Origin of the sequence: Burkholderia sp. Ed8 (assembly GCF_040761425.1) — a bacterium.
In the GTDB taxonomy this organism is placed as follows: Bacteria; Pseudomonadota; Gammaproteobacteria; order Burkholderiales; family Burkholderiaceae; genus Burkholderia; species Burkholderia seminalis.
The window spans coordinates 1,227,282-1,238,857 of sequence record NZ_CP142886.1 but is presented as its reverse complement, the minus strand read 5'-3'; the positions used below and the strand labels follow the sequence as shown (position 1 = coordinate 1,238,857).

Genomic DNA, 11,576 nt, shown 5'->3' with positions numbered 1-11,576 from the left:
CGCGTCACTCCTCTTCCTCTTCCGCATGCGGCGTCACGAAGCTCCGCCACAGCAGCACCGGAATGATCAGCGTGAACACGATCACCTCCTTGTACGCGCTCGCCCAGAACGACGAATACGATTCGAGCACGCCAACCAGCAGCGAGCCGGCGGCCGCGAGCGGATAGCTGACGAGCCCGCCGATGATCGCGCCGACGAAACCCTTCAGACCGATCAGGAAGCCCGAGTCGTAGTAGATCGTCGTCAGCGGGCCGACGAGGATCCCGGACAGCACGCCGAGCCCCGCCGCAAACGTAAACGCGAGCCGCCCCGCTTCCGTCGTGCCGATGCCGACGAGCCGAGCGCCGAGCCGGTTCACCGACGTCGCACGCAGCGCCTTGCCGGCGATCGTGCGGCCGAAGTACACGTAGAGCGCACCGATCAGCACGAGCGCCGTGGCGACGACCAGGATGCTCTGCACCGAGATCGTCATGCTGCCGATCGCCAGCGACGCGTCCGAGAATCCGTTGGTACGCGAGCCTTCCGCGCCGAACATCACGAGCCCGAGGCCGACCATCGCGAAGTGGACGGCGACCGACACGATCAACAGCAGCAGCGTCGTGCCTTCGGCGATCGGCTGGTACACGAGCCGGTAGACGAACGGCCCCATCGGCACGACGATCGCAAGCGTCAGCGCGATCTGCGCGAGCATCGGCATCGGCTGCGCGGCAAAGCTGCGCGTGATCGCGAACACCGCGAGCGGCAGCAGGATGTAGCGGCTGCCGAGCGTCGCGAGCGTGCGGCCGAGCTGATGGCGGCGCTCGCGATGCCGGATCAGGCCGCCGACTTCGAGCAGGAAGCACGCGATGCCCATCACGAACAGCAGCCAGCAGGTGGCGGGAAATTTCTGCGCCTGCAACGCGGCAAGCGTCAGCGCACCGTAGGCGACGAATTCGCCCTGGGGAATGAAGATCACCCGCGTGACGGAAAACACCAGCACGAGCGCCAAGGACAGCAATGCATAAATGGCGCCCGTCGTGATGCCGTCTTGCGCGAGGATCGCCGCAATCGAGAGATCCATACGTTTCGTGTATCGAGAATGCTGCGGAGAAACGAAAGGCGGAAACGCCGCGGGGCATGGGCGACACGGCAGGCGCGTCACGCGCCATGTGTCGGCCCCCGGACGTTCCAGGCAGCCCGGGGCGCGGCCCGTCAGGCCCGGCGCCCTGCCGACGGCATGCGCGGCGCCGTTCGCGCCGCGCATGCCGGTTTCACGTGATGCTTACTCGGCCTGCAGCTTCCACTTGCCGTCGACGATCTGCACCATCACGCGCGCACGCGTGTCGAAGCCGTTGTGATCGGTTGCCGTCATGTTGATCACGCCGTGCGACACGGGAAGGTCCTTCACGCTTTCGAGCGACGCACGCAGCGCCTCGCGGAACGCCTCGGTGCCCGGCTGGCCCTTCTTCAGCGCCTCCGGAATCGCACGCTGCAGCAACAGCCCCGCATCCCACGCATGGCCGCCGAACGTCGACAGCGAGCCCGCGCCGTAGGCCTTCTCGTACGCGGCCTTGTAACCGAGCGCCGGCTTCTTCACCGGGTTCGAATCAGGCAGCTGGTCGGTCACGAGCACCGGGCCGGCCGGCAGGATCTCGCCTTCGCAATCCTTGCCGCACACGCGCAGGAAGTCGTTGTTCGCGACGCCGTGCGTCTGGTACACCTTGCCCTTGTAGCCACGCTCCTTCAGCGTCTTGGCCGGCAGCGCCGCCGGCGTGCCGGAGCCCGCGATCAGCACCGCATCCGGGTTCGAGCCCAGCAGCTTCAGCACCTGCCCCATCACCGACGCGTCGGTGCGGTTGTAGCGCTCGTTCGATACGACCTTCAGGCCGTTCTTCGCGGCCGCCGCGTTGAACGTGTTGTACCAGCTGTCGCCGTACGCATCGGCAAAGCCGACGAAGCCGACCGTCTTCACGCCGTGCTTCGCCATGTAGCCGGCGATCGCATCGGCCATCAGCTGGTCATTCTGCGGCACCTTGAACATCCACGCGCGCTTCGCGTCCATCGGCGAGATGATCTGCGCGCTCGCGGCGAGCGAGATCGTCGGCGTCTTGCCCTGCGATACCGGGTCGAGCATCGCGAGCGAGTTCGGCGTGACGGACGAGCCGATGATCGCGTCGACGTGGTCCTCGTCGACCAGCTTGCGCACGTTCTGCACCGCACGGCTCGTGTCGGAGGCGTCATCCAGCACGATGTACTGCACGCTCTTGCCCGCGATTTGCTTGGGCAGCAGCGCGATCGTGTTCTTTTCCGGGATCCCGAGCGACGCGGCCGGCCCGGTGGCCGACAGCGTCACGCCGATCTTCACCTGCGCCGACGCCGTTGCCGCCGCGCACACGAGGCCCGCGGCAAGCACGGCCTCCATCCATCGATTCATCTTCATTTACGTTGTCTCCAAACGCTGCTCGAAAAAGCCACGGGTCGCTCGGGCGGCTCCCGGTCCCCCAAAACAAGTTAATAATTTAACTATCTCGCCTGGCCGCGCCTACGCTCGTTTTCCCGTGAAACCCCGCACACCCGCCGCCTGCCGCCTGACACGGCCGTTCGCCCGTCACGATGCGCAGCAGCAGTGTCGTCAGGATGAAGGTGGCGAAGAAATACGGGATCGTGCGAACGATCGATGCATGCGCAACGATGGCGGGAACGCACGCCGCGCCGGCCGGATACGGCCAGGTATGCGCGCGGTGAAACGTCGAAAAAACGGCGGCTCATGAGAATGCGGATACGGATGCGAACGCAACGACCCGCGATGGCGTCGCAGCGCGCGTACAGGCCGCAGAACGGCCCGGGAAGGCCGCGCTGACCGTTGCCACACCCCGCGACGAACGGGCGGCGCCAGCCGCCTTTCCTGCCCCGAACCATCGTCCCGCGCTGCTCATCCAACCGTACTCCCTCTTCTGCATTCTGCTTGTAGGAGAACTGCCGACCGTTTTCCCGACCGCTCGGTCGGCGAAAGCTGAGTGTAACGGACGCGATTCGCGCACGCCAACCGGGTAAGCCCGGACAGCATGTGCGCAACGGCGCGCTGTCTGCAAACGAATGTCGGGAACGGGAAAAACGGAGAACGCGGCGAAGCGCGGAAGCGATGCGGTGCGCATGCAGGCGCGGGGCACGACTATCGCGCAGGCCGATGCACCATCGGGGGAAATCCGTGCACGCAAATGAAAAAGCGCTGTTGGATTCCGTCCAACAGCGCTTTGGGGTCCGGGCACTTTGTGCCTCGATTGTCTCCTCGTTCTCCACCTGCAAATTCGTTTCGCGGTGCATCAGAACTAGAGTGAATCTTAAAGAGGCTTAAGCACCACGACAACTTAGCATTTACCCCTATGGTGCATTGCCGCACGAAAATGGGGCACCAGCCTGTCGCGCGGCGCCGGCCCGAGCCGGCCGCAATACCCTTTTCGGCGCATGCGGGATGGTGCTGCGCATCAGCGGGCGGCGATGCGTACGGCCTGCGCTCAGGGCGATGCCCTGAGCGGCTTGATCCGCGCAACCATCTCGCCGACGATGCCGCGCCGGAATGCCAGCACGCATGCGATGAAGATCAGCCCGGTGACGATCGTCGCCGATTCGCCGAGCGAATGGAACCACGCGACGCCCGTGGCCGACGCGAGCCATTCTCCGATGTCGCCGAGCCGGTCTTCCAGCGCGACGATCAGCGCGGCGCCGAGAAGCGGCCCGAACAGGGTGCCCATCCCGCCGACGAGCGTCATCAGCACGACCAGGCCCGACATCGTCCAGTGTGCGTCGGACAGCGTCTCGAAACCGAGCACGAGCACCTTCAGCGAGCCGGCCAGCCCCGCGAGCCCGGCCGACAGGATGAACGCGAGCAGCTTGAAGCGGTCGGTGTCGTAGCCGAGCGAGATGGCGCGCGCTTCGTTTTCCTTGATGGCGACGAGCACCTGGCCGAACGGCGAATGGACGACCCGCACGATGAACGCGCATGCGGCGACGACCACTGCCAGCACGACGTAGTACAGCGCGACGTCGTTCGACAGGTCGAGCAGCCCGAACAGGCGGCCGCGCGGCACGCCCTGCAGGCCGTCCTCGCCGTGCGTGAACGGCGCCTGCAGGTAGATGAAGTAGACCATCTGCGCGAACGCGAGCGTGATCATCGCGAAGTAGATGCCCTGCCGGCGGATCGCGAACAGCCCGACGACGAGCCCGAGCAGCGTCGCGGCGACGGTGCCGACCAGCACGCCGAGCTCCGGCGTGAAGCCGAGCGTCTGCATCGAATAGCCGGTCGCGTAGCCGGCCGTCGCGAGGAACATCGCATGGCCGAACGACAGCAGTCCCGTATAGCCGATCAGCAGGTTGAACGCGGCCGCGAACAGCGCGAACGTCAGCACCTTCATCACGAACACCGGATACGCGCCGATGAACGGCGCGGCGAGCAGTGCGGCGAGCAGCACGCCGTAGAGCACTTTTCTCTGCATCATTTTTCCTTGCCGAAGAGGCCCGCCGGGCGGAACAGCAGCACGATCGCCATGATCACGAACACGACGGTGGCCGACGCTTCCGGATAGAACACGCGCGTGAAGCCTTCGATCACGCCGAGCAGCAGGCCCGTGACGATCGAGCCGAGGATCGAGCCCATCCCGCCGATCACGACCACCGCGAACACGGTGATGATCATCGGCTGGCCCATCAGCGGCGACACCTGGATCACCGGCGCGGCCAGCACGCCGGCGAACGCGGCGAGCGCGACGCCGAAGCCGTAGGTGAGCGTGATCATCATCGGCACGTTCACGCCGAACGCCTCGACGAGCTTCGGGTTCTCGGTGCCCGCGCGCAGGTAGGCACCCAGACGTGTCTTCTCGATCACGAACCACGTCGCGAGACACACCGCGAGCGACGCGACGACGACCCACGCGCGATAGTTCGGCAGGAACATGAAGCCGAGGTTGGTCGCGCCCGACAGCTGCGACGGCACGTCGTACGGCTGGCCCGACGATCCGTAGATCGACCGGAACACGCCTTCGACGACCAGCGTGAGGCCGAACGTGAGCAGCAGCCCGTACAGGTGATCGAGCTTGTACAGCCAGCGCAGCATCGAGCGTTCGATCGCGATCCCGAACGCGCCGACCACCAGCGGCGCCAGCACGAGCATCGCCCAGTACGGCAGCCCGAAGTACGACAGGCCCATCCACGCGAGCATCGCGCCCAGCATGAACAGCGCGCCGTGCGCGAAGTTGATCACGTTGAGCAGCCCGAAGATCACCGCGAGCCCGAGGCTCAGGATCGCGTAGAACGAGCCGTTGACGAGCCCGAGCAGCAACTGGCTCAGCATCGCCGGCAACGGAATGCCAAAGATTTCCATCGACTTAGCCGTCAGAATGAGTTTCGTTGCGTGCGCAACTTTCAGGCGCCACGCACGCGGGCGGCGCAGCGGGCACATCGCGGCAGCCGCCACCGAGCGGCGCGCCCGTGCGCGCCGCTACGCCCTGCTTACTTCCACAACGCGCAGCGCGTCTCCTGCTTGGTCCCGAACGCCTGTTCGCCCGGAATCGTCGCGAGCACCTTGTAGTAATCCCACGGCTCCTTCGATTCCGACGGCTTCTTCACTTCCATCAGGTACATGTCGTGGATCATGCTGCCGTCCGTGCGGATGTAGCCCTTCGCGTAGAAGTCGTTGATCTTGATCTTCTTCAGCTCGGCCATCACCTTGTCGGAGTCGGTCGTCCCGGCGGCTTGCACGGCCTTCAGGTAGGTCGTCACCGACGAGTAGTCGGCCGCCTGCAGGCTCGACGGCATCTTCTTCATCTTGCCGAAGTAGCGCTGCGCCCACTGGCGCGACGCGGCGTCGCGGTTCCAGTACCAGCTGTCGGTCAGCACGAGGCCCTGCGTCGTCTCGAGGCCGAGGCTGTGCACGTCGTCGATGAACATCAGCAGCGCGGCGAGCTTCATCGTCTTCATGATGCCGAATTCCTTCGCGGCCTTGATCGAGTTGATCGTGTCGCCGCCGGCGTTCGCGAGGCCGAGAATCTGCGCCTTCGACGCCTGCGCCTGCAGCAGGAACGACGAGAAATCCGATGCCGACAGCGGGTGGCGCACCGCGCCGAGCACCTGCCCGCCGTTCGCCTTCACGACGTCCGACGTGTTCTTCTCGAGCGCCTTGCCGAACGCGTAGTCGGCCGTCAGGAAGAACCACGACTTGCCGCCCTGCTTCACCACCGCCGAACCGGTGCCTTTCGCGAGCGCCATCGTGTCGTATGCATAGTGGACCGTGTACGGCGTGCACTGCTCGTTGGTCAGCGTGTCGGCGCCCGCGCCGATGTTGATGTAGACCTTCTTCTTCTCGGCCGCGACCTGGTTCATCGACAGCGCGGTGGCCGAGTTCGTGCCGCCGACCAGCAGGTCGAGCCCGCCGCGGTCCATCCATTCGCGCGCCTTCGATGCGGCAATGTCGGCCTTGTTCTGGTGATCGGCGTAGACGACCTCGATCGGCTTGCCGAGCACCTTGCCGCCGAAATCGGCGACCGCCATGCGGATCGCCTCGAGGCCGCCCTGCCCGTCGATATCCGCGTAAAGCCCCGACATGTCGGTGATGAAGCCGATCTTCACGGTATCCGCCGCGTGTGCGGCGCCGGCGGTGAACGCGGCGGCCGCGAGTGCGAGACAGGCCTGTGCGAGGGTCTTCATTTTCATTGACGTCTCCTGTTGTTCTGATGCGTTGTGGTTGTTCGAGGGCCGCCACGGCTAGCGGCAAGGGCAACGGGGCGGCGTCACACCCCAAGCAGGTCGTGCAGGGTCGGCATCTTGCTTTCCAGTTCGGCCGCCTGGAAATGCTCGACGATGGTGCCGTGCTCCATCACGTAGAAGCGGTCGGCGAGCGGCGCGGCAAAGCGGAAATTCTGTTCGACCATCACGATCGTGTAGCCGCGCGCCTTCAGCGCGACGATCATCCGCGCGAGCGCCTGCACGATCACCGGTGCGAGGCCTTCGGAAATCTCGTCGAGCAGCAGCAGGTTCGCGCCGGTGCGCAGGATCCGCGCGACCGCGAGCATCTGCTGCTCGCCGCCGGACAGCCGCGTGCCCTGGCTCTGCCGGCGCGACGCGAGGTTCGGGAACATCGCGTAGATCTCGTCGAGCGACATCGCGTGCTCGCGCGGCCCGATCAGCGGCGGCAGCATCAGGTTCTCCTCGCACGACAGGCTCGAGAAGATCCCGCGCTCCTCCGGGCAGTAGCCGATGCCGAAATGCGCGATGCGGTGCGTCGCGAGGCCGATCGTCTCGTGGCCCGCGACCTTGATCGACCCGCTGCGGCGGCCCGTGAGGCCCATGATCGCGCGCAGCGTCGTCGTGCGGCCCGCGCCGTTGCGGCCGAGCAGCGTGACGACCTCGCCGCGATGCACGGTCAGGTCGACACCGTGCAATATGTGGGACTCCCCGTACCAGGCCTCCAGGCCCGTGATCTCCAGCGCGGGCGTACCGCTCTCGACGCCGCTCAATTCGCGTTCCTCCCGTTCGCTGTGCTTCATGCGTGCGCCCCCGCGAGCGCCGCGTCGGCGCTGCCCATGTAGGCTTCGATGACGAGCGGATTCTTCGAGACCTCCGCATACGAGCCTTCGGCCAGCACCTCACCGCGTTGCAGGACGGTAATCGTGTCGGAGATGCCCGCGATCACGTTCATGTTGTGTTCCACCATCAGGATCGTGCGGCCGCTCGCGACCTTCTTGATCAGCGCGGTCACGCGATCGACGTCCTCGTGGCCCATCCCCTGCGTGGGCTCGTCGAGCAGCATCAGTTCGGGCTCCATCGCGAGCGTCGTCGCGATCTCGAGCGCGCGCTTGCGGCCGTACGCGAGCTCGACGGTCGGCACGTGCGCGAAATCGGTGAGGCCGACCTGCGTGAGGAGATCCATCGCGCGGTCGTCGAGCCGCTTCAGCGTGCGTTCGCTGCGCCAAAAATGGAATTCGGTGCCGAGCGCGCGCTGCAGGCCGATGCGCACGTTCTGCAGCGCGGTCAGGTGCGGGAACACGGCCGAGATCTGGAACGAACGGATGATGCCGCGCCGCGCGACCTGCGCGGGCCGCTCGTCGGTGATGTCGATGCCGTTGAAGACGATCTGGCCGGCCGTCGGTGTCAGGAACTTGGTGAGAAGGTTGAAGCAGGTGGTCTTGCCCGCGCCGTTGGGCCCGATCAATGCGTGGATCGCACCGCGGCGCACACGCAGGTTGACGCCGTTCACGGCGGTGAAGCCCCTGAATTCCTTCGTCAGTCCGCGTGTTTCCAGAATCGTGTCGCCGAGAATCATGTTCCCTTCCGTACGAAGTCAGGCGAAGCACCGGGATGCCTGGCGCAAGCGGCCGCGAACAGGTCAGCGGATCAGCGGGCTGCCCCCGGGCGCCGTGGTACGCCTCGAGGGTTGGTCTCCCGCGCCGACGCGTATGCACATTGCGCAACATTGTCGCGCCGTTGGTGCAGTGCAATCATCGGGATTTGCACTTATAGGGCTGACCGCCCTGTCGCACGCGGCCGAACGCGATTTTTCGCCATGCTTTTTTGACACGTGCATCATCGCGCGTTGACCTTCCGCCACACCCGGCACGCGCGATGAAACAAGCCGCGCGACTGCGCGGCCTGCATCGAGCATGGATCGTGCCGCTCGCGCGGCCGCGGCGACGGCTTGTTTCGCATAGCGAATCAGCGGCCGCGTGCATGACGGCCCGCTGTCGCGCGCGTCAGCGGGCCGTCACGCAACCGACGCCGCAGCGTCGGTTCGCACCGGCGTCGCCTCGCGCGCCGCGCGGCGATCGGCGCGGATCATGTCGCTCGCGCGCTCGGCGATCATCAGCGTCGGCGAATTGGTGTTGCCCGACGTGATGAACGGCATCACCGACGCGTCGACGATCCGCAGCCCGGCGATGCCGCGTACGCGCAACCGGCTGTCGACCACCGCGCGTTCGTCGTCGGCCCGTCCCATCCGGCAGGTGCCGACCGGATGGAAGATCGTCGTGCCGACGGCGCCGGCCGCCTCGATCAGCTCGGCTTCGCTCCGGTATTGCGTGCCCGGCAGGATTTCCGCGGGACGATAGCGCGCGAGCGCCGGCGCGGACGCGATCCGGCGCGTCAGGCGCAGCGCGTTCGCGGCGACATGGCGATCGTGATCGGTCGACAGATAGTTCGGCGCGATCGCCGGCGCGATGCCCGGATCGGCGCTCGTGACGTGCACGCTGCCACGCGAGGTCGGCCGCAGATGACACACCGACGCCGTGAATGCGTTGAAGCTGTGCAGCGGTTCGCCGAAGCGTTCGAGCGACAACGGCTGCACGTGGTATTCGAGATCGGGGCGCGTGAGCGCGGGATCGTCCGGATCCGATTTCGCGAATGCGCCGAGCTGCGACGGCGCCATCGACATCGGCCCGCGCTGCAGCAACGCATATTCGGCGCCGATCATCAGCTTGCCCCACCAGTGCGCGGACAGCGTGTTGAGCGTGCGCACGCCTTCGACGCGAAACGCCATCCGCAACTGCAGATGATCCTGCAGGTTTTCGCCGACGCCCGGCAGATCCTGCACGACGTCGATGCCGAGCGCCTGCAATCGCCGGCCGTCGCCGATTCCCGACAGCTCGAGCAGCTGCGGCGAATTCACCGCGCCGGACGTCAGCAGCACTTCCGCGCGGGCCCGCGCGACGTAGTCGGTGCCGCCGCCGCGATACTCGACGCCGACGGCGCGCCGCCCGTCGAAGATCACGCGCTGCGCCTGCGCGCCGGTGATCACGGTCAGGTTCGGCCGCGCCATCGCGGGCCGCAGGAATGCCTTCGACGTATTCCAGCGCACGCCGCGCTTCTGGTTCACCTCGAAATAGCCGACCCCGGTATTGTCGCCGCGGTTGAAATCGTCGGTCGCGGGAATGCCGGACTGCTGTGCGGCCTGCGCGAACGATTCGAGGATCTCCCAGCGCAGACGCTGCTTCTCGACGCGCCAGTAGCCGCCCGCGCCGTGCGCGTCGCTCGCGCCCGCATGGTGATCCTCGCTGCGCTTGAAGATCGGCAGCACGCTGTCCCACGACCAGCCTGCGTCGCCGGTGGCCTCGGCCCAGCTGTCGTAATCCTCGCGCTGGCCGCGCATGTAGATCATCCCGTTGATCGACGAGCAGCCGCCGAGCACGCGGCCGCGCGGATACGACAGCGCGCGCCCGTTGAGCGCCGCCTCGGGTTGCGTCTTGTACAGCCAGTCGGTGCGCGGGTTGCCGATGCAGTACAGATAGCCGACCGGAATATGGATCCAGTGATAGTCGTCCTTGCCGCCGGCTTCCAGCAGCAGGACGCGGATGTCGGGATCCTCGGTCAGGCGGTTCGCGAGCACGCAGCCCGCGGTGCCCGCGCCGACGATCACGTAATCGAATTCGCCTTCGAGCGTACGTGGAGTACTCACGGCGTGTCCCCTTCTTCCTTGTTGTGCGCCGCGCGGCGCGATGCCGCGCGCATTTTCAGCATAGTGCGTCGCGGGCCATGCAGGCGGCCGCGCACACCATGACCCGAGCAAGCGTACTCCCGCGGCCGGCAGCCGATCCAATGAGTTATGCTGAACCGCGTTATAAGCCACGCTCATATCACGACGATGGATCTCACCCTGCTCCGCGCGTTCGCGACGGTCGCGCGCGAAGGCAACCTGACGCGCGCCGCCGCGCAGCTGCACGTGACACAGCCGGCCGTCAGCCTGCAGATCAAGCATCTGCAGGAGACGCTCGGCGTCACGCTGTTCACGCGCACGTCGCGCGGGCTCGCGCTCACGCGCGACGGCCAGACACTGCTGCCGCATGCGGAACGCGCGCTCGCCGCGGCCGCCGACGTGCAGCGCGCCGCTGCCGCGCTGCGGCACGAAGTGCGCGGCCGGCTGCGGATCGGCACGATCCTCGATCCGGGTTTCCTGCGGCTCGGCGGCTTCCTGCGCGCGCTGGTCGAGACCCATCCGCAGATCGAGACGGCGCTGCGGCACGGGATGTCGGGCTGGGTGATCGAACAGGTGCGCACGCGGGCGCTCGATGTCGGCTACTACATCGGCCGGCCGGGCGAGGACGATTCGCTCGACGGCACACTGTTCCACACCGTCACGCTCACGCATTTCCAGTACCGCGTGCTCGCGCCGGCCGGCTGGAAGGAACGCGTGCAGCGCGCGCACGACTGGCGTGCGCTCGCCGCGCTGCCGTGGATCTGGACGCCGCCGGCGTCCGCGCACCACCGGCTGCTGTCGCGGCGCTTCGCCAACGCCGGCGCGCAGCCGGTGAAGGTCGCCGAGGTCGACCAGGAGCAGTCGATGCTCGACCTCGTCAAATCGGGGATCGGACTGACGCTCGCGCGCGACTCGACCGCGCTGGCCGAAGCGCACGCCCACGCGCTGACGATCGTCGAACGCGTGACGGTGCCGACCGAGCTGACGTTCGTGACGCTCGCCGAGCGGCGCGACGAACCGGCGATCGCGGCCGCGCTGCGGCTGATCGAGGCCCAGTGGGCGATATGAGCCGTGCTGATGAAGGTGGCGTGACGGCCCGCACGCGTCATCCCGCTACACCGGAGGTCACGCCATCGTCTTC

9 protein-coding genes are annotated in these 11,576 nt (G+C 66.8%); 1 reads left to right on the top strand and 8 read right to left on the bottom strand.

The window, feature by feature from the left end:
• Nucleotides 1-4: 4 nt before the first annotated feature.
• The 8 genes from VXM69_RS19605 to VXM69_RS19570 form a co-directional block, all read right to left on the bottom strand.
• Entirely contained in the window at nt 5-1,060 is a 1,056-nt protein-coding gene (locus VXM69_RS19605) for a branched-chain amino acid ABC transporter permease (RefSeq protein ID WP_034188179.1), read from the bottom strand.
• 201 nt (nt 1,061-1,261) lie between these two features.
• Nucleotides 1,262-2,419 (bottom strand): ABC transporter substrate-binding protein, encoded by a 1,158-nt coding sequence (locus VXM69_RS19600; RefSeq protein ID WP_367190056.1) that lies wholly within the window; start codon nt 2,417-2,419, stop codon nt 1,262-1,264.
• Between the two features lie 1,075 nt (nt 2,420-3,494).
• Nucleotides 3,495-4,472 (bottom strand): branched-chain amino acid ABC transporter permease, encoded by a 978-nt coding sequence (locus tag VXM69_RS19595; protein WP_034188181.1) that lies wholly within the window; start codon nt 4,470-4,472, stop codon nt 3,495-3,497.
• Nucleotides 4,472-5,356: a branched-chain amino acid ABC transporter permease gene (locus VXM69_RS19590; RefSeq protein ID WP_034188182.1), complete on the bottom strand. Its 885-nt coding sequence runs from the start codon at nt 5,354-5,356 to the stop codon at nt 4,472-4,474. The genes VXM69_RS19595 and VXM69_RS19590 overlap by 1 nt, the downstream gene beginning before the upstream one ends.
• A 128-nt stretch (nt 5,357-5,484) precedes the next feature.
• Complete coding sequence (locus tag VXM69_RS19585) at nt 5,485-6,684, bottom strand: ABC transporter substrate-binding protein (RefSeq protein ID WP_034188183.1); 1,200 nt, start codon at nt 6,682-6,684, stop codon at nt 5,485-5,487.
• A 77-nt stretch (nt 6,685-6,761) separates the two neighbouring features.
• Nucleotides 6,762-7,517: an ABC transporter ATP-binding protein gene (locus tag VXM69_RS19580; RefSeq protein ID WP_049034865.1), complete on the bottom strand. Its 756-nt coding sequence runs from the start codon at nt 7,515-7,517 to the stop codon at nt 6,762-6,764.
• The gene (locus tag VXM69_RS19575) at nt 7,514-8,293 is read right to left on the bottom strand and encodes an ABC transporter ATP-binding protein (RefSeq protein ID WP_006477266.1); all 780 of its coding nucleotides are present in this window, start codon (nt 8,291-8,293) and stop codon (nt 7,514-7,516) included. The genes VXM69_RS19580 and VXM69_RS19575 overlap by 4 nt, the downstream gene beginning before the upstream one ends.
• A gap of 438 nt (nt 8,294-8,731) precedes the next feature.
• Nucleotides 8,732-10,417: a GMC family oxidoreductase gene (locus tag VXM69_RS19570; RefSeq protein ID WP_069705841.1), complete on the bottom strand. Its 1,686-nt coding sequence runs from the start codon at nt 10,415-10,417 to the stop codon at nt 8,732-8,734.
• A gap of 186 nt (nt 10,418-10,603) precedes the next feature.
• Between VXM69_RS19570 and VXM69_RS19565 the strand changes: the two genes are divergently transcribed.
• Nucleotides 10,604-11,503 (top strand): LysR family transcriptional regulator, encoded by a 900-nt coding sequence (locus VXM69_RS19565; protein ID WP_367190055.1) that lies wholly within the window; start codon nt 10,604-10,606, stop codon nt 11,501-11,503.
• Nucleotides 11,504-11,576 lie beyond the last annotated feature (73 nt).

What these genes read in the sequence shown, in the direction of transcription:
- VXM69_RS19605 (WP_034188179.1), bottom strand. Translation starts at nt 1,060, where the DNA reads ATGGATCTCTCGATTGCGGCGATCCTCGCGCAAGACGGCATCACGACG.
- VXM69_RS19600 (WP_367190056.1), bottom strand. Translation starts at nt 2,419, where the DNA reads ATGAAGATGAATCGATGGATGGAGGCCGTGCTTGCCGCGGGCCTCGTG.
- VXM69_RS19595 (WP_034188181.1), bottom strand. Translation starts at nt 4,472, where the DNA reads ATGCAGAGAAAAGTGCTCTACGGCGTGCTGCTCGCCGCACTGCTCGCC.
- VXM69_RS19590 (WP_034188182.1), bottom strand. Translation starts at nt 5,356, where the DNA reads ATGGAAATCTTTGGCATTCCGTTGCCGGCGATGCTGAGCCAGTTGCTG.
- VXM69_RS19585 (WP_034188183.1), bottom strand. Translation starts at nt 6,684, where the DNA reads ATGAAAATGAAGACCCTCGCACAGGCCTGTCTCGCACTCGCGGCCGCC.
- VXM69_RS19580 (WP_049034865.1), bottom strand. Translation starts at nt 7,517, where the DNA reads ATGAAGCACAGCGAACGGGAGGAACGCGAATTGAGCGGCGTCGAGAGC.
- VXM69_RS19575 (WP_006477266.1), bottom strand. Translation starts at nt 8,293, where the DNA reads ATGATTCTCGGCGACACGATTCTGGAAACACGCGGACTGACGAAGGAA.
- VXM69_RS19565 (WP_367190055.1), top strand. Translation starts at nt 10,604, where the DNA reads ATGGATCTCACCCTGCTCCGCGCGTTCGCGACGGTCGCGCGCGAAGGC.